Raw genomic sequence first — 16201 nt, forward strand, 5'->3', positions numbered from 1 at the left:
TCTGGCACATGGGGAAATGGGCGGACGGGACGGGGACGCTGGCGACCGACGCGGTCCGGGAGGTGCCGCTGGAGGTGGCTGCCTCGTACCGCGCGAGGCGGCGGGGCCTGCTCGGGCGGGACGGGATCGCGGGGGCGATGCTCATCGTCCGGACGAACAGCGTGCACACCTTCGGGATGCGGTTCGCGATCGACGTGGCCTATCTGGACCGCTCGTTCACGGTCCGCTCCGTCGTCACGATGCGCCCGGGACGGCTCGGCATGATCCGGCCGCGCGGCCGGCACGTCCTGGAGGCGGAGGCGGGCGTGATGGCCGGCTGGGGGCTGCGGCCGGGGGTACGCGTGCGCGTGGACGTCACGGCGGGCCGGAACCGAGCAGGGTGAACGCCCCGTACACCCCGGAGGCGAGCGCGAGCCCGGCGAGGACCGGCACGACCGTACGGGTCCGCAGCCGCGCGAGGGCCACGGCGGGCGGGAGCAGCAGCCCGAACGCGGGCATCATCAGCCGCGGCCGGGAGCCGAAGTACGCGGCGCCGACGAGCGAGACGAACACGACGCCGATCGTGTAGACGAGCAGGGGCAGCGGCTGCCGCTGCCGTACGCAGAGGACGATCAGCCCGCCGAGCAGCGCGAGCGCCGCGCAGAGGCCGAGGGCGGCGGGCCACGGCAGGCCCGCGATGAACCGGGCGAGCGCGACACCGCCGTCGATGGAGTTGCCCCAGGCGGCCTGGACGTCGAAGTAGGCGGTCGCACTGTCCTGGCGGACACCGACGTACGCGATGTACGCGAGCCAGCCGAGCGGCGCGATCAGGACCCCGGCCACCGTCCGCAGGGGCAGCCGCCGGTCCCGTACGAGCCTGACGAGTGCGGTGATCCCGAGGGCGGCGATCAGGGCGACGGCGGTCGGCCGGGTGAGCCCGGCGGCCACGCACAGGGCACCGGCCAGGATCCAGCGCCCGCGCAGGACCGCGTACAGCGACCAGGCGGCGAAGGCGGTGAACAGCGTCTCCGTGTACGCCATCGACTGGACGAACGCGGTCGGGTACACGCCCCAGAGGACGGCGAGCAGAATGCCGGCGCGCGTTCCGAAGGCGTGCGCGCCGCACCGGTACATGCCCCAGGCGGCGGCGAGCCCGGCGGTCCAGGAGACCAGCAGCCCGGCGGTGGCCGCGTCCAGCGGGAGGACGGTGGAGAGACCGCGCTCCAGGGCCGGAAGGAGCGGGAAGAAGGCCAGGTCGGGGTGGACGTCACCGTTCGGCAGGGTGGCCTGGTACCCGTAACCGTTCTCGGCGATCCGCACGTACCAGACGGAGTCCCAGCGGCCCTTGAGCCGGTGCAGCCCGTCCTCACCGGTGACGGCGGAGGCGATCGCGAGGACCGCGAGGCCGACCAGGCGGGTCACGGCGTACCCGCCGACAGCGAGGACGGTGGGGTCGAGGGTACGGAGGGTACGGAGGGGACGGAGGGCGCGGGTGCGACGGCCGAGTGCGGGTGGGGACGGCGGGGACGGCTGGGACATGCGCCCGATTATCCCGGCGGCGCCCGCGGCTCAGCCCAGCGGCCTCGCGCGGCTCGGACCGCGGCCGTGTACGGCTCGGCACCGCGGCCTTGCGTGGCTCAGCCCAGCGGCCTTATGCGGACGAACCTCGCGGCCATCACGGGACCGAGCTGCTGGACGATGGCGTGCCCCGGCTCGTGCGGGGAGGGCAGGTCGCCGAGGAAGGAGGTGACGATGACCTCGTCGACACCGAGGACGCCACGACAGCTCTGCTCCTCGAGGAAGGCGAGGGTGCGGCGCCAGTCGGCCGCGCACGGGGACTCGCCGAGGAAGGAGCGGACGGTGTCCTGGACGACGTCCCAGAAGAACACGTGCGGCTGCACACCGCCCTGATGGAAGACATGGTTCTCGTACACGTCCCGGAACTCCGGGATCCGGGTGACGAGATCGCTGACCAACTGCACACTCTGCGCGCTCTGCACCTTCAGCGCGCCCTGCAGACCCGGGGCCGCGCCCGGAGTCTCGCCCGTCGTCGTCATCTGTCCAGAATGCTCCTGCCCGACGGGCTTGTCCCCCCGCCTTTGCGCTTTCCTGACGACGGCTTTCGGCAGGTTTTCCACAGGGGGTGCGAACTGTCCCTCTTCCGTGGATCGTTGGGCGTATGTACGAGTTGGCGATCCTCGCCAGGGGCGGGGTCCTCCTGACGGTCTGGGCGGTCGCGGCGGGCTGGCCGCCGGGCCGGCTGGCCGGCCGGCTGCGCCGGGACGGCTGGCAGCGGATCTGCCGGGGCGCGTGGGCGGCCCCGGGGAAGGAGGTGGACTGGCGGGTGCGGGCGACGGCGCTCCAGCTCCTGCGCCCGGAGTGGCTGTGCAGCCACGGGACGGCGGCGCGGCTGCACCGCATCGAGCGGCTGGGGACGCAGAGACAGGTGGACCGTCTGGAGTTCACCGCCCCGGCACCGTCCCGCTCGACGGCCGGCGCGGGGACACGGGTGCGCGTCCACGGCACGAGGTTCCTGACGGCCGGCGACGGGTCCGTACGACGGGGCCTGCGGACGACGACCCCGGCGCGGACGGTCGGCGACCTGATACGCGCGGCCGGCAGCCGGGAGGAGGCCGTGGTGGTCGCCGACTCCGCACTCGCGCGGCGCGCGGTCGAGGGGGTACGGCGCGAGGCACTCGTCCGCCCCGACGACCTCATCGCCGAACTCGCCGCGCCCCGGCGGGGAGCGGCCCGTGCCCGGTCCTGGCTGCGGCTCGCCGAGGCGGCGTCGGGCTCACCGGCGGAGACGGTGGCGAGGCTGCGGATGAGGGACGCGGACCTGTTCCCGGAGTGCCAGCCGATCCTGCGGACGGCGGCGGGGCCTCCGCTGCGCCCGGACTTCCTGTTCCGCGCGCAGGGCCTGGCGGTGGAGGTCGAGGGCTACGCGTTCCACGGCACCCGCCGGGCCCACGAGCGGGACGTGGCCCGCTTCAACGCACTGCAGTCCTGCCCGGAGATCCGCCGGGTGCTGCGGTTCACGGCGAGCGAGGTCTTCCGGCATCCGGACCGGATGACGGCCACGATCAGGGCGGCCCTGACTCTCTGACGAGGAGGAGCAACGAGACGCACGATTCGGCGTCGACGCCGTCGGACCAGGAGAGTGGCGCGCCCTCCCCCGACGACTCCTCGACGGCGACGGCGCCGGCAGTCTCGTCGTACACGGTGTCCTACCCGAAGCAGGCCATGTCCCTCGGTCTGCCGCCCGATTCCGACCTCGGCACCATCGACTTCGACGCGCCGGCCACGCGCAGGTACACCGGCGAGGAGTGGGACAGGGCGATGGCGAAGGCCGAGCAGAGCGGCGTCCCCATGGAGGCCGACCTCACCTACCAGAACACCCTGGAGGGCCACCTCTCCCTGCGCAACGGTCGCAACGCGGCCCAGCTCCAGCCCACGGACGCCTCGGAGCAGGCCGCGGACTGCGCCCGGGCCGCCAGGGTCGGCGGCTTCACCGAGTCCGTCATGTCCGATTGGGACCTCCCCGCCAAGACGGTCCTCTGCGTCCTGACCGACAAGGGGAACATCGCCCGGGTCGTCATCACCGGCTTCATCGGCGGCAACCCCGGTTCCTCGATCGCCCCGCCGACGCAGATCGCCCTGGAGGTCACCCTCTGGAAGCCGGGCACCTGAGCCGTCGGCGGAATCAGAAGATGTCGGGCGTACGGTTCAGGACCCGGCCCGGCAGGGAGAACCAGCGGCCGCCCTGGGCCAGGTGCCGGGTGTAGACGCCTTGGAGGAGCAGGGCCAGGGCCAGGTCCACGGCGTCGGCCCGGCCCTCGGTCCTGACATCGATCGTCACCGGCCTGTTCCAGTCGTCGCGGGCGACCCGGACGACGATCCCCTGCCGGAGCAGCTCGTGGACCCGCTTGTCCTGGCCCCGCCGGTAGCGGTACGCCCGGCCGGCGAGGCCGATGCGCAGGGCACGGCCGTCGCGGGACAGCCCGCTGCGGCGGCGGCTCAGGGTGCCGGTGTGCTCACCGACCTGCAGCCTGGCCCGCGCGGGCAGCGGGGCCCTCCCGAACCTGATGCCGCTGAAGACCCCCTGCGGCAGGCGCTCGCCGGCCACCGAGAACTGAGCGAAACCGTCGCCCCGCCCGACGGCGTTCCCGTACCGCAACTCCACGAACCCGAGCCCCGGGATCGCCCCGCCCCAGGAGGGCGTGGGGGCGAGCCACCGGGAAGCGGCCTCGGGGTCGGTGTGACGAAGGGTGAAACCGGCAGTGCTCATGACACGCCAGTATGCCCGCGGGACGGTTCCGAGGCGCCGGCCTCAGGGCGTGACGGGGGGCGTGGTGCGGGGGAAGGAGATCTCGACGCGACGGTTCTTCTTGCGGCCCTCCTCGGAGCCGTTGTCGGCGATCGGATAGTCCTCGCTGTAGCCGCGGATGTCGAAGGTCGTGCCCGGGTCGAGGCTCCGCGCGAGGACCTGCTGCACGGCGACGGCCCGCTCCTTCGACAGCTTGAGCCCGTGCTCGTACGTCCCCAGGTTGTCGGTGAACCCGAAGACGCGGACGCGACCGGAGCCGAGCTTGTCGATCTCGGCGGCGATGGCGGCGATACGGGCGTTGGCGGCGGGCCCGAGCTTGGCGCTGTTCTTGGGGAACAGGACCTCGGCCTGCAGCGCGAACGTCACGTCGACGTTGGTGTCCTGACGGCGCTGCTCACCGCCCTCGTCCTCGACGATCTGCTTGATGTCGAGCACCTTGGCGGCGGCGAGGGTGGCACCGTCGGGAAGCATGAGCCCCGGGGAGTTCGGATCGATGCCAGGCGGCGGGGAGGCGCTGGCGGCGGAACCGGGGGGATCGTCGGCGTACGCGACGGGCACGAGAAGGGGCCCCAGGGCGACGGAGGCGACCAGGAGTACGGCGAGGCGGCGGGATGTCGTCGTCATGGCGTCGCCTCAGGAGAGTTTGAGGGTGGCGGGTTCGAAGGTGGGGAGCTGGAGCGAGACGTCGATGGTGGTGGGGGGTGGGGCCGGGAACTGCATGAAGATCTCGACGGCTTCGTCGGCCGACAGGATGCCCAGGCCGGTGGTGGTCAGCGGGCGGCCGTCCGTGTCGCGCAGGACGTAGTAGCGCTTCTTTCCTATGCCGTCCACCAGTGTGGCTCCGCCCAGGGATGTGCCATGCTTCAGCACCTCCGTCTCATCGCCCCTGACGCTGTCGGGAACGGCGCGCCCCTTTTCCGAGGTGTTCTTCAGGTTCCCCTTGATAGTCAGGAACCCCCCAGCATCACGCACTGCGGAATTGACGGTGAGCTCGAAGCCGTCCTGACCCTTGAGGACAGCCAGCGTCTCTGCGGGCTCCTCGGCCGTTGGCGATCCCTGTGTGGCCGAGCTCTTCTGCGGGGCTGCAGAGGCCTGTGACGGGGGCTTGTCCGCCCCCGCCTTCTCATCGGCGCCGCAGCCGACCACGAACATTGCTGTAACGGCTACGACAGCAATTGCCCTGTGGGGCTTCCTTCCGTACCGCGCGTTCATCTACCGCCCATTTCTCTACTTGCCGTCGCAGGTCAGCCGGACAGTCGGACAGTGAAGAGGTCATCGGCGTCAGGCAGAGCCGGATCCTCGGGGTCGATGTCCTCTAGGTCGATCTCCCAAGCCTCCCCATCACAGGTGATTCCGACCGTCGGTTCGGGTGCTTCTTCCTCATCGCCGGGCTCCGTCGGAGTCTCTGTCGGAACCGGTGAAGTTGCAGGGTCCGGCGCCTTGAAGGTGCAGTCCGACTCGATCACCGCCTCAGCGGAGGCAGTGACATGCTGGGATTCCGTGCCAGGGACGATGGATCGTCCGATTGTCCCTGTGGTACGCACGGTCACCCTGAACCCGTCACCCCCTTCAGCGAGGCGGGCGCACCCGTCAGCAACCACCTCGGCCCCGTTCCTGCCCGCAAGATCCGCTGCCCGCTGACACGCCGGGCCGTCCAGGTAACCGTCTCCTCGGAGGATCTGGTCCCATTGCGTGGGGTCTGCGAGTACCTCCAGCCATCTCACGCGCAGCTGCTCCCGGGCATCCTGCGCGGCTGCCAGCGCGGCGGCATCAGCTGCCGTTTGAGCCTCGTTCCGAGTGGATGCGGCCTGCCCCACTGCGAAGTAGACAAAGGCTATGAACAACAGGCCTGCCACCGCCGCCACATATGTGGGAAACGCCTGTCCCGAGTCTCCGGCTCCGCGAACGAGCACCCTTAGTCCGCGAGTTCGGCAATCTTGTTCTTGATCGACGTCATGATCGTGGTTCCGATGTCCGTACCGGTGATGGCGACGACAATCGCCACCACCACCACGATGATCCCCAGGTACTCCACTGCGGTCTGCCCGCGATCTCCGGACAACACTCGGCCCGCCACTCTCAGTTTGGCCTTGGTCAGGGCCTTCAGCATCGCGTCGTTCATCGTGGTCCCCTCCGCGTTCAGACGCCTGCGCACGGTCACGGTACGCCGACCCTCCGGTCGGCGCACAGGGCCCGTGGGCCCTTCTGTGGGCCCTGGTCATCGGGTGGGCCTGGAGCCCAGCAATGAGGCTATGGCCTCGGTACGGGTGCGGGTGGGGAGTTTGGCGAAGATTCGGCCGGTGCCCCTGACCGGCCACTTCGTGATCGCGCAAGTCGCCGCGACCGTCGGCCCGTTCACACCCATCACTTCCACCCCCCTCACCCTCCGCCCCTACTGTTCCACACTCCGTTGCACGCGCGAAGAGCCCGTCTCAGCATGCGGCGACATTCGGACAGACGCACCCCTCACTCGCCCGTCACCGACCCGAAGTCCGTCCCCGTGCCCAGGAACAGGCCCGCTCCCAGCAGGATCATCGTCGCCGGGACCATCAGCGTCGTGATGACCATCGTCGCCTTCGGGACCGCCTTCGCCGCCTTCCTGCGCGCGTTCTGCGCGTCCGTGCGCCGCATGTCGTTGGCGATCTGTATCAGCGTGTCCACGATCGGCGCGCCCAGCTCCTCGCCCTGCTGCAGCGCCGTCACGAACTGCGCCACCTGCTCCGAGTCGTTCCGGCGGCGCAGTTCGTCGAAGGCCTGGCGGCGACTGACGCCCATGTCCATCTGCCGGAGCGTGATGCGGAGTTCGTCCGCCCACGGGCCCTCGTACTTCTCCGCCACCCGTTCCAGCGCCTGCCGGAAGCCCAGGCCTGCGGAGACCACGACGGCCAGCACGTCGAGGAAGTCCGGCAGTGTGCGTTCGATCTGGTCCTTGCGGATGCGGACCGCCGACCAGATGCCGACCTCCGTCCAGAACGCGCCGAACGCGAAGAGGAGGACCGCCACGAGGAACGACCCCCGGCTCAGCATCAGCAGTCCGCCCAGGACGCCGAGGACGCCGTAGACCGCCCGCCTCGCCCCGTACCGGTCGATGGTCAGTCCGCCCGGGTTTCCGGCGAGGTCGATCCGGCGCCGGACCGCGTTGACCCGCTTGGGGCCCATGAGCCGGAGCACGGTCGGCGACCAGCGCATGCCCAGGCGGTCGACGGCCGAGTCGACGGCCCCGGTGCGGGTGGCGCCGACCTCCAGGGCGAGCCGGAGGTCGGCGGGGAGCCTGGCGTCCGCGCGGTAGAGGCGGATGCCGTACGCGGCGCCGGCTACGGCGAGGCCCGCGAGGAGGGCGAGGAGGAGGTCCACGGCGGCAGTCCGTCCCTACACGTCGATCTTCGAGAAGCGGCGGATGGCGATGAAGCCCACCACGTACAGGGCGAACGCGGCGACGACGGCGAACTGCCCGAGACCCGAACCGGTCATCCGGTCCAGTGCCCCGGGCTGCATGTTGTCGATGAGCAGAAGCGAACCGACGCCGATGACGGGGACGGAGTACGCGGTCATGCTCACCTGCGAGAGCTGGGTGCGGACCTCGCGCCGGGTCTCCTTGCGTTCCTCCAGCGTCTCGGTGAGGTTCCGCAGGGACGAGACGACGGTGCCGCCGGCCCGGTTGGCGAGGACCAGGGTGGTGACGAGGACGACGAGTTCGCGGGACGGGAGGCGTTCGGCGAGTTCCCCGAGGGCGTCGTCGAGCGAGGTGCCGACGGACAACTGCTGCGCCACCTTCTCCAGTTCGTCCCCGGCCGGCGCCTCCATCTCGTCGGCGGCCAGGCTGAGGGCCATCCGCAGCGCGAGCCCGGCCTGGGTGGCGTTGGCCAGGATCCGGGAGAGTTCCGGGAGCTGGTTGATGAACTTCTCGATGCGCTTCTGCCGCTGCCAGCCGAGATAGCCCATGGCCACCCAGATGCCGAGCAGTCCGCAGATCGGGCCGAAGAACGGCGACAGCGCGGCCTGGCCGACGACCCACAGGACGGCCACGGTCGCCGCGAGCGCCACCGTGAACTCGCCCGGGGTGACGTCGAGACCGGTCGCCGCGATCCGCAGCTCCAGCTTCCGGCCGAGGGCCGTCCGGCGGACCCGCCGGTCGATGCCCTGGAAGCGGCGCCTCCGGCGGCCGGTTCCCTCGGGTGCTCCCGACTCGTCGAGCCGCGCGACGAGCGCCGCGTGCCGGCGGGCCCCGCTGGCGTACAGCTGGATCCCGACGATGCCCAGGACGCAGCAGAGCAGCGCGACGCCGATCGTCAGCCAGAAGGGGTCGATCATGTGCCTTGCTCCTCGTCGGCTCTCTTCGGCATCAGTCGGCTTCGCGGGTGGTGAGGTGGGCTTCCGTCACGGCCACGCCGAAGGCCTGCGGAATGGGCTGGCCCGCCAGGTAGAGCCGTTCGGCGACCCGCCTCGGCAGCGGGTGGTACGTGAAGCGCCCGTACACCCGCCCGTCCGCGGCCACCGGCTGCGCCTGGAACCGGCACACCGTGGCGAGCAGGAAACGCTCGCGCCCGTGGGAGGCGAGGACGGAGATCTCGGTGATCCGGCGGGTGCCGTCGGGGTGCCGGGTGAGCTGGACGAGGACGTCCACGGCGCTGTTGATCTGGTCCCGGAGCGCCTCGAACGGCACTTTGACCTCCGACATCGACGCCAGCGTCTGGAGCCGCATCAGCGCGTCCTCGGCCGAGTTGGCGTGGACGGTGGCGAGCGAGCCGTCGTGGCCGGTGGACATCGCCTGGAGCATGTCGAGGGTCTCGCCGCCGCGGACCTCGCCGACGATGATCCGGTCGGGCCGCATGCGCAGCGAGTTGCGGACGAGATCGCGGATGGAGATCGCCCCGCGGCCCTCGATGTTCGGCGGGCGGGCCTCGAGCCGGATCACATGCGACTGCTGGAGCTGGAGTTCGGCCGAGTCCTCGATGGTGATGATCCGCTCGCCGTCGGGGACGAGACCGGAGAGGGCGTTGAGGAGGGTGGTCTTCCCGGTGCCGGTGGCGCCCGAGACGATCAGGTTGAACTTGGCCTGAACCAGTCCCGACAACAGGAGCAGCATCTGCTCGTCGAGCGAGCCGAGGCCGATCATCTCGTGCAGCGTGTACGCCCGGGGGAAGCGGCGGATGGTGAGGGTGGCCCCGGTGAGCGAGAGCGGCGGGATGATGACGTTGACGCGCTCGCCGGACGGCAGCCGGGCGTCGACCATCGGGTTCGACTCGTCGACCCGCCGGTTGACGGTGGAGACGATCCGCTCGATGGTCTGCATCAGCTGGTCGTGGGAGGCGAAGCGGAGCGGCAGCAGTTCGACGCGGCCGGCCCGCTCGATGAAGATCTGGTCGGGGCCGTTGACCATGATCTCGGTGATCGAGGCGTCCTCGAGGAGCGGTTCGAGTACGCCGAGACCGAGGGCCTCGTCGACCACACGGCGGATCAGCTGGGCCCGCTCGGCGGTGGAGAGGACGGGCCCCTCTCGGCTGATGATGTGCCCGAGGACGCGCTCCAGGCGGGCGCGCCGCTCGGCGGCCGCGAGCGCGGACATCTCGGTGAGGTCGATCTCCTCGAGGAGTTTGGCGCGGAAGGCGGCGACCAGATGGCCGTCCTCCCTGGCCGCAGCGCCGCTCCCGTGGTCCTCGGGGGCGTTGATCCGGGCCCGCAGACTCATGATTCGTGGTCCCTTCTCACTCGTCCTCCTGGTCGGGCAGGGGCATGGTGGCGGTCTTCGTCACTTCGCCGAAGTCCTTCACGAAGGGCACGACGGACGGGATCTTCACGGTCACCATGACGGTGACCTCGTCGCCCCCCGGGGAGGTGGAGGCGTCAGGATCGATCCAGCCGCTCACGGCGGCGGTGGCGGCCGCCTGGGCGTCGGGCCCGTCCTCCGCGTCGCTGCTCGCCGCCCGCGCGCCCGCGCGGGCCGCGGTGCCCGCCTGCTGGGCGGCGTACGCGGCGATGCCGAGCTGGAGCCCGGCGAGGCCGACGATCAGCAGGATCGGCAGGAAGCCGAGGTACTCGATGGCGGCCTGACCCCGGTCGCGCCGCCCCCTGCGCGGGTCTCTTCTCATGGCGTGAGGCCCTTCTCGTCCACGGCCCCCGCCTCGCCCACCACCGGGAAGAGGCCGCCGAGCCCCGGGACGAGGACCGGCACCTCGACGGAGACCCGGACACGGACCATGCCGCCGCTCACGTCTCCGCAGTCCCCGCCGGAGGCGCTCCAGGCGCCGCTGATGTGCCGGTCGGCGGCGGCCGCTCCGTCGTCGCCGACGGCGCACGCCCGGGCCGCCTCGTCGGCCGCGTTCCCGGCGAGCGTGAACGCGTATCCGACCAGGACGACCTGCCAGAGCAGCGCGAGGGTGAGGAGGATCAGCGGCACCATGCCGAGGAACTCGACCGCCACCTGCCCCCTGTCGTCCCTGCCCAAGCCCTGGTGGATGCGCATGGTTCAGCGTCCTCCGGCGCGGCGGCGCAGCCCGAGCGAGCCCCGGTCGCCCGCCCGCGCGAGCTGCTTGCCGGGCCGGCCGGCGGCCGGGGCTGCGGCCGGGGCCTGGACCAGGCCCAGCTCGCCGGCGAGGGCCCAGAGGGCCTGCTTGACGGTCGACTTGGCGTCGAGCTCGTGGAGCCGGCCCGCGTCGACGACCGCCTGGAGCTCCTTGAAGTGGGCGGGGACGGCGACGCCCGCGACCCGGGTGCCGGTGATCTTCTGGACGAGGGGCGGCTGGATCTCGGTCGCGCGGTGGTGGCGGTTGACCAGGGTCACCGTCTCCTCGGCCTTGCGGACCTGGAGCCGTTCCCACATGCGTACGGTCCGCTTGGCCGCCCGGACGGCGACGACGTCGGGCGTGGCGACGAGGACGGCGGTGTCGGCCATCTCGATCGCGGCGGCGTTGGCGCTGTTGAGCTGGGAGCCGCAGTCGACGACGACGACCTCGTGCCGGCCGCGCAGGGCGCTGACGATCTGGCGGGCGGCGCGGTCGGTGACCTCCTCGCCGCGCTCGCCCTCCGCCGGGGCGAGGAGCAGGGAGAGGCCGGTCTCGTGGACGTACACGGCGTCCTGGAGGACGCGCGGCGAGATGTCTGCGATGGAGGCGAGGTCGGCCACGGAACGCCGGAACTGGACGTCCAGGTACGAGGCGATGTCGCCGCTCTGCAGGTCCATGTCGACGAGTGCGACGGTACGCCCGGAGGCGCGGGCCGCGAGGGCGAGGTGGACGGCGGTGACGGTGGCGCCGACTCCGCCCTTGGCGCCGCTGACGGTGACGACGGTGCCGCCGGGGCCGGTGACCTGGTCGGCCCCCGCGCCGAGGTGGCGGCGGACGCCCACGGACCACTGGGCGGCGGCCTGGACGCGGCTGGCGAGCTCCTCGTAACCGAGGGGCAGGGTGACGAGTCCCCGCGCGCCGGAGTCCATGGCGGCGGAGAAGAGGACGGGGCTCGCGTCGGCGGTGATGAGGACGACGCCGACGGCGGGGAAGCGGAGGGCGACCTCGCGGACGAGTTCGAGCGCGGGTACGGGGCCGATCCGCTCGTGCACCAGCACGACCTCGGGGAGTTCGTCGAGCGAGGCGGCGGCGAGCCGCGCGAGGGTGTCGACGAGCTGGGTGGAGTCGGTGACCGGAGGGGCGGGCTCGGCGTCGGGGAGCTGCCCGATGAGGGTGGTGACGGACCGGGCCGCGTCGGGGTCGCCGACGGCCGGCAGGATCCTGGTGGTCATACCGGCCTCACTTGTCCTTTTCGAGCGTGTAGGTGCGGTCGCGCTGGTCGGCGGGGGCGCCGCCGGTGGTGGGGGCGACCAGGGCGAGGCGTACGTGCTCGGCGAAGGACTCGGCGTACGCGACGCGCTGGGCGTCGAGGGTGGAGAGGGCGAAGGAGATCGGCACGGCCGCGTCGGCGCGTGCGGAGCTCTGGGAGCTGTCCCTGATCGGGGTGAGCTTGCCGACGTCGAGGACGCGGGCGCCGGCGACGATCATGCGGGACTGGGAGGCCTCGCCCTTCTTGTCGCCCGCGAAGGTGGCGTAGATGTTGACGGTGGCCCCGGCGGTGATCTTCCCCGCGACGCCGGTGGCGGCGTCGATCATGATCGCGATCTCCTGCTGGCCCGGCTGGAGTTCGGGCTGCTCGACGATCATGTCGGACTGGAGGAGCGAGCCTGCCTTGAGCTGGGTGACGGCGATCCGGCCCTCGATCTGGCGGAGGTCGGTGACGGCGGTCTCGGAGAGCCAGCGCTTCGGCATGGAGATCTTCTCGAACTGGGCCGCCCTCAGGGGGGTGTACGGGGCCACGTTGTCCTTGATCCGGTACGCGGTGGTCTCCGGGCCGACCTTGGAGTTCACGTCGCTGATGACGGCGAGCACACCGGCGAAGGCGCCGATCGCGCACAGGACGGACAGCAGCAGCAGGATCACGCCGCGGCGCTGGCGGGAGTTCATGGCCGTACTACCTCGATCGGAGACGTGGGTCCGGGGCGGACGGGAGCGGACGGTCGGGGGCGGGAGGAGGGGGCGCGGAAGGGGATCGCGGAGGGGGCGAGGGGCTGCTCACGGCAGGGCACGGGTCGGGTTCCCCTGCACGTTCACGGGAGTGAGCTCGGTGTACGAGGTGGCCTGTTGGCCCGGGTGGCCCGGTTGGCCCGGATGGGGCGCGTGCGGGCCCGGGTACGGGACCGGTTGGGTGCCGCCCGGCTGTCGGGCCGCCTGCGCTCCGGGCCCGAGTGCGCGGGTGCCGCCGTCGTGCCGGCCGCCCGGGCCGCTGTTCAGCGCGCGGCCGCCCTGCTCCGGCACCGCTCCGGCCTGGAGGGGTGCCCCGCAGAAGCCGCAGCGGTCGCCGATGAGGTCCATCGCGCACCAGTGGCAGGTCTCGCGCCGCACGGAGGAGACGAGCTGGTAGAGGACGGGCAGGTCGGGCAGGTACGCGGCGAACTCGACGAGTTTTCCCGTCCCCCACCAGCGCGGCGATGCCTCGGGCAGCGGTGTCTCCAGGACGGGGCCGTGGATCCGCCACCCGGGGACGAGGGTGGTCGTGGGCCAGTCGGTCTGGAGCTGGCCGCGGGCGAGCAGGAGTTCGGTGGTGAACTCCGGTCCGGGGAGGGCCACCTCGCCGCTGCCGACGCGGGTGATCTGCGCGGTGGGTCCGGCGAGTACGGCGAAGTGGGCGCCGGGCAGCCAGCCCTTGAGGTGGGAGCCGAGGCTGACGGGGACGCGGTCGAGGCGGGAGACGGAGCCGAGGACGGCGCCGGCGTAGATGTAGTGGGCGAGCAGCCGGGCGGCGGAGGCGAGGACGCCGGGGCTGAAGTCGCAGCCCGCCAGCTGCCGGAGCTGGCGGACGAGTACGGCCGCGCCGAGGGGCGGCAGGTCGGTCCTGACCAGGGCGATCCGGTCGCTTTCGAGCAGGGCGCGGACGGCGCGCAGTCGTTGCTCGACGGCGGCCGGGGCGGAGGCGGGGCAGACGACGACCACGTGTCCGTACCGCGCGAGGAGCTGCTGCATGTCGGCGATCGAGGCGTCGAGCGACTGGGTGTCGGGGGCCGGGAGGACGGTGGCGTGCGGGGTCCCGGGGTCGGTCGGCGGCAGCGCCAGGTCGGCACTGGTGACCGCGATCGCTGTCGGCACGTCGGACCCCCCGTCCCCTCCGGCCTCCGGTGTCCCGGGGGCCGCGGATCACTTACCGCGTTCACGGCATCACCGCAGGGTGCTGCCGCCTCTGCACCTTATCCGCGACCCCCGGGGTGGTGAACACACAATCCGCCAAGCTGTCCCCCTTTCTTGGGACCCCGGAGCCGGGACCCGTCGGCCCGTTCCGCGCGGTCGTCACCCGCTCCGAACAGGGCTTGCTGCCAGAGGTCTTGACAACACGATTGGTCTGGACCAACTTGTCCCCACAGCGGTGGCCACCGTCCGCACTCCCCGTACCGCCCGTACCGCCTGCATCACCCGCACCGTCCGTACTTCCCGTACCGCCGGCACCTTCCGCACCCCCATACCCCCCGTACCGCCTCGTACCCCCGTACGAGCCCCTCCGTACGACGACGTACGGCACCTCCACATCCCCCACATCCCCAACTCCCCTCCGGAGGATGCACGTGGACCGCACCACCACCCGCCCGCACGGACGCCGCTGGCTCGGCGGAGCGCTCGCGCTCGCCGTCGGCTCCGGGCTCGTCCTCGTCGGCGGAGCCGGCACCGCGCAGGCGGCCGACGTCAACGTCGCCAAGAACGCCGGCTTCGAGAACGGCCTCGCCAACTGGTCCTGTTCCGCCGGGAGCGGCGCCGCCGTCTCCTCCCCGGTCCGCACCGGCGCCGGCGCGCTCCGGGCGACCCCGGCCGGGCTGGACAACGCCAAGTGCGTGCAGACCGTGGCCGTGAAGCCCAACTCGACGTACACGCTGAGCGCCTGGGTCCAGGGCGGCTACGCCTACCTCGGCGCGAACAACACCGGGACCGGCTCCGGCAGCGTCTCCACCTGGACGCCGGACAGCGCCGCCTGGAAGCAGCTCACCACCACGTTCACCACCGGGGCGAGCACCACCTCGGTCGAGATCTACACCCACGGCTGGTACGGGACCTCCCCGTACTCCGTGGACGACGTCAGCGTCTTCGGTCCCGACGGGGGCGGCGGCCAGGACCCCGACCCGGTGGTCCCGTCCACCCCGGCCGGTCTCGCCGCGGGCACCGTCACCTCCTCCTCGGTCGACCTGAGCTGGGGCGCGGTCTCCGGCGCCACGGGCTACAAGGTGTACCGGGACGGCGGCAACGCGCAGACGGTGAGCGGCACTTCGGCCACCATCACCGGACTCACGGCCGACACGGCGTACCAGTTCCAGGTCTCCGCGACGAACTCCGCGGGCGAGTCCGCGAAGTCCGGCGCCGTCTCGGCCAGGACCGCCAAGGTCACCGACCCGGGCCCCGGCCCGGCCGTGCCCAAGCACGCCCTCACCGGCTACTGGCAGAACTTCAACAACGGCGCCACGGTGCAGAAGCTGCGGGACGTGCAGTCGCAGTACGACATCATCGCCGTCTCGTTCGCCGACTCGACGACCACGGCCGGCCAGATCGTCTTCAACCTCGACCCGGCCGTCGGCTACGCCTCGGTCGCCGACTTCAAGGCGGACATCGCCGCGAAGAAGGCCGCCGGCAAGTCCGTCATCATCTCGGTCGGCGGCGAGAAGGGGAACGTCACGATCAACAGTGACGCCTCCGCCACCGCCTTCGCGAACAGCGCGTACGCCCTCATGCAGGAGTACGGCTTCAACGGCGTCGACATCGACCTCGAGCACGGCATCAACTCGACGTACCTCACCAAGGCGCTGCGTCAGCTGTCCGCCAAGGCCGGTTCGTCGCTGGTCCTGACGATGGCCCCGCAGACCATCGACATGCAGAACACGGGCACGGAGTACTTCAAGACCGCGCTCGCCGTGAAGGACATCCTCACGGTCGTCAACATGCAGTACTACAACAGCGGTTCGATGCTCGGCTGCGACGGCAAGGTCTACAGCCAGGGCTCGGTGGACTTCCTCACCGCGCTCGCCTGCATCCAGATCCAGGGCGGTCTCGCCCCGTCGCAGGTCGGCCTGGGCGTCCCCGCCTCCACGCGGGGCGCGGGCAGCGGCTACGTCGACCCGCAGATCGTGAAGAACGCGCTCGACTGCCTGACCAAGCTCACGGGCTGCGGCACCTTCAAGCCGGCCCAGGCCTGGCCGACGCTGCGCGGCGCCATGACCTGGTCGACCAACTGGGACGCGACGGCCGGCAACGCCTGGTCGAACGCGGTGGGCCCGCACGTCCACAACCTGCCGTAACCGAAAGGATCCCGCACCACCCGCGGCGCCGCCCGTCCCCCGGCGGCGCCGCGGCGTCACGGCAGACCCGCGGCCCCCGA

The 16201-nt window shown here is 71.8% G+C and carries 19 protein-coding genes; 4 read left to right on the plus strand and 15 right to left on the minus strand.

Annotated elements, in window-relative coordinates; all coding sequences use genetic code 11:
* The first annotated feature begins 8 nt into the window (after nt 1-8).
* A complete protein-coding gene (locus ACFQ79_RS28050; RefSeq protein WP_383588638.1) occupies nt 9-383 on the plus strand; it encodes a DUF192 domain-containing protein in 375 nt (124 codons plus the stop codon).
* Here the strand turns inward: ACFQ79_RS28050 and ACFQ79_RS28055 are convergent.
* Entirely contained in the window at nt 355-1518 is a 1164-nt protein-coding gene (locus ACFQ79_RS28055) for a hypothetical protein (RefSeq protein ID WP_383588641.1), read from the minus strand. The two genes, ACFQ79_RS28050 and ACFQ79_RS28055, sit on opposite strands and share 29 nt — an antisense overlap.
* A gap of 98 nt (nt 1519-1616) precedes the next feature.
* A complete protein-coding gene (locus ACFQ79_RS28060; RefSeq protein ID WP_383588643.1) occupies nt 1617-2036 on the minus strand; it encodes a hypothetical protein in 420 nt (139 codons plus the stop codon).
* A 122-nt stretch (nt 2037-2158) separates the two neighbouring features.
* Between ACFQ79_RS28060 and ACFQ79_RS28065 the strand changes: the two genes are divergently transcribed.
* Together ACFQ79_RS28065 and ACFQ79_RS28070 are read left to right on the plus strand one after the other, a co-directional pair.
* Nucleotides 2159-3085 carry a hypothetical protein gene (locus ACFQ79_RS28065; RefSeq protein ID WP_383588646.1) on the plus strand — a complete coding sequence of 309 codons (927 nt, stop codon included), beginning with the start codon at nt 2159-2161 and terminating at the stop codon, nt 3083-3085.
* Nucleotides 3086-3201: 116 nt separating this feature from the next.
* Nucleotides 3202-3669 (plus strand): hypothetical protein, encoded by a 468-nt coding sequence (locus ACFQ79_RS28070; RefSeq protein WP_383588649.1) that lies wholly within the window; start codon nt 3202-3204, stop codon nt 3667-3669.
* A 13-nt stretch (nt 3670-3682) separates the two neighbouring features.
* Here the strand turns inward: ACFQ79_RS28070 and ACFQ79_RS28075 are convergent, their stop codons facing one another.
* From ACFQ79_RS28075 to ACFQ79_RS28135, 13 genes are all read right to left on the minus strand, one after another.
* Nucleotides 3683-4267 carry a hypothetical protein gene (locus ACFQ79_RS28075; RefSeq protein WP_383588652.1) on the minus strand — a complete coding sequence of 195 codons (585 nt, stop codon included), beginning with the start codon at nt 4265-4267 and terminating at the stop codon, nt 3683-3685.
* Between the two features lie 42 nt (nt 4268-4309).
* Nucleotides 4310-4930 carry an OmpA family protein gene (locus ACFQ79_RS28080; protein ID WP_383588655.1) on the minus strand — a complete coding sequence of 207 codons (621 nt, stop codon included), beginning with the start codon at nt 4928-4930 and terminating at the stop codon, nt 4310-4312.
* Nucleotides 4931-4939: 9 nt separating this feature from the next.
* Nucleotides 4940-5518, minus strand: coding sequence for a hypothetical protein (locus tag ACFQ79_RS28085; protein ID WP_383588658.1), 579 nt, complete (start codon nt 5516-5518; stop codon nt 4940-4942).
* Nucleotides 5519-5550: 32 nt separating this feature from the next.
* Nucleotides 5551-6219, minus strand: a complete 669-nt coding sequence (locus ACFQ79_RS28090; protein WP_383588661.1) for a pilus assembly protein TadG-related protein — start codon at nt 6217-6219, stop codon at nt 5551-5553.
* Between the two features lie 2 nt (nt 6220-6221).
* Nucleotides 6222-6428: a Flp family type IVb pilin gene (locus tag ACFQ79_RS28095; protein ID WP_383588664.1), complete on the minus strand. Its 207-nt coding sequence runs from the start codon at nt 6426-6428 to the stop codon at nt 6222-6224.
* A gap of 344 nt (nt 6429-6772) precedes the next feature.
* Nucleotides 6773-7660 (minus strand): DUF5936 domain-containing protein, encoded by an 888-nt coding sequence (locus tag ACFQ79_RS28100; RefSeq protein ID WP_383588667.1) that lies wholly within the window; start codon nt 7658-7660, stop codon nt 6773-6775.
* Nucleotides 7661-7675: 15 nt separating this feature from the next.
* Complete coding sequence (locus tag ACFQ79_RS28105; protein ID WP_383588670.1) at nt 7676-8617, minus strand: type II secretion system F family protein; 942 nt, start codon at nt 8615-8617, stop codon at nt 7676-7678.
* 31 nt (nt 8618-8648) lie between these two features.
* The gene (locus ACFQ79_RS28110; RefSeq protein ID WP_383588673.1) at nt 8649-9995 is read right to left on the minus strand and encodes a CpaF family protein; all 1347 of its coding nucleotides are present in this window, start codon (nt 9993-9995) and stop codon (nt 8649-8651) included.
* Between the two features lie 16 nt (nt 9996-10011).
* The gene (locus tag ACFQ79_RS28115; protein ID WP_383588676.1) at nt 10012-10395 is read right to left on the minus strand and encodes a TadE/TadG family type IV pilus assembly protein; all 384 of its coding nucleotides are present in this window, start codon (nt 10393-10395) and stop codon (nt 10012-10014) included.
* Nucleotides 10392-10769 (minus strand): TadE/TadG family type IV pilus assembly protein, encoded by a 378-nt coding sequence (locus ACFQ79_RS28120; protein WP_383588679.1) that lies wholly within the window; start codon nt 10767-10769, stop codon nt 10392-10394. Before ACFQ79_RS28120 ends, ACFQ79_RS28115 begins: the two co-directional genes overlap by 4 nt.
* A 3-nt stretch (nt 10770-10772) precedes the next feature.
* Entirely contained in the window at nt 10773-12041 is a 1269-nt protein-coding gene (locus ACFQ79_RS28125; RefSeq protein ID WP_383588682.1) for a CpaE family protein, read from the minus strand.
* Nucleotides 12042-12048: 7 nt separating this feature from the next.
* Entirely contained in the window at nt 12049-12756 is a 708-nt protein-coding gene (gene cpaB, locus ACFQ79_RS28130) for a Flp pilus assembly protein CpaB (protein WP_383588685.1), read from the minus strand.
* Nucleotides 12757-12864: 108 nt separating this feature from the next.
* Complete coding sequence (locus tag ACFQ79_RS28135) at nt 12865-13935, minus strand: hypothetical protein (RefSeq protein WP_383588688.1); 1071 nt, start codon at nt 13933-13935, stop codon at nt 12865-12867.
* 464 nt (nt 13936-14399) lie between these two features.
* On the opposite strand from ACFQ79_RS28135, the gene ACFQ79_RS28140 reads away from it, so the two are divergent.
* Nucleotides 14400-16121 (plus strand): chitinase, encoded by a 1722-nt coding sequence (locus ACFQ79_RS28140; RefSeq protein ID WP_383588691.1) that lies wholly within the window; start codon nt 14400-14402, stop codon nt 16119-16121.
* The last annotated feature ends 80 nt before the right edge of the window (nt 16122-16201 follow it).

The sequence above is a fragment of the Streptomyces sp. NPDC056480 genome (assembly GCF_042795405.1).
In the GTDB taxonomy this organism is placed as follows: Bacteria; Actinomycetota; Actinomycetes; order Streptomycetales; family Streptomycetaceae; genus Streptomyces.

What these genes read in the sequence shown, in the direction of transcription:
- ACFQ79_RS28080 (WP_383588655.1), bottom strand. Translation starts at nt 4,930, where the DNA reads ATGACGACGACATCCCGCCGCCTCGCCGTACTCCTGGTCGCCTCCGTC.
- ACFQ79_RS28110 (WP_383588673.1), bottom strand. Translation starts at nt 9,995, where the DNA reads ATGAGTCTGCGGGCCCGGATCAACGCCCCCGAGGACCACGGGAGCGGC.
- ACFQ79_RS28060 (WP_383588643.1), bottom strand. Translation starts at nt 2,036, where the DNA reads ATGACGACGACGGGCGAGACTCCGGGCGCGGCCCCGGGTCTGCAGGGC.
- ACFQ79_RS28115 (WP_383588676.1), bottom strand. Translation starts at nt 10,395, where the DNA reads ATGAGAAGAGACCCGCGCAGGGGGCGGCGCGACCGGGGTCAGGCCGCC.
- ACFQ79_RS28075 (WP_383588652.1), bottom strand. Translation starts at nt 4,267, where the DNA reads ATGAGCACTGCCGGTTTCACCCTTCGTCACACCGACCCCGAGGCCGCT.
- ACFQ79_RS28085 (WP_383588658.1), bottom strand. Translation starts at nt 5,518, where the DNA reads ATGAACGCGCGGTACGGAAGGAAGCCCCACAGGGCAATTGCTGTCGTA.
- ACFQ79_RS28125 (WP_383588682.1), bottom strand. Translation starts at nt 12,041, where the DNA reads ATGACCACCAGGATCCTGCCGGCCGTCGGCGACCCCGACGCGGCCCGG.
- ACFQ79_RS28140 (WP_383588691.1), top strand. Translation starts at nt 14,400, where the DNA reads ATGCACGTGGACCGCACCACCACCCGCCCGCACGGACGCCGCTGGCTC.
- cpaB (WP_383588685.1), bottom strand. Translation starts at nt 12,756, where the DNA reads ATGAACTCCCGCCAGCGCCGCGGCGTGATCCTGCTGCTGCTGTCCGTC.
- ACFQ79_RS28065 (WP_383588646.1), top strand. Translation starts at nt 2,159, where the DNA reads ATGTACGAGTTGGCGATCCTCGCCAGGGGCGGGGTCCTCCTGACGGTC.
- ACFQ79_RS28050 (WP_383588638.1), top strand. Translation starts at nt 9, where the DNA reads ATGGGGAAATGGGCGGACGGGACGGGGACGCTGGCGACCGACGCGGTC.
- ACFQ79_RS28105 (WP_383588670.1), bottom strand. Translation starts at nt 8,617, where the DNA reads ATGATCGACCCCTTCTGGCTGACGATCGGCGTCGCGCTGCTCTGCTGC.
- ACFQ79_RS28095 (WP_383588664.1), bottom strand. Translation starts at nt 6,428, where the DNA reads ATGAACGACGCGATGCTGAAGGCCCTGACCAAGGCCAAACTGAGAGTG.
- ACFQ79_RS28055 (WP_383588641.1), bottom strand. Translation starts at nt 1,518, where the DNA reads ATGTCCCAGCCGTCCCCGCCGTCCCCACCCGCACTCGGCCGTCGCACC.
- ACFQ79_RS28120 (WP_383588679.1), bottom strand. Translation starts at nt 10,769, where the DNA reads ATGCGCATCCACCAGGGCTTGGGCAGGGACGACAGGGGGCAGGTGGCG.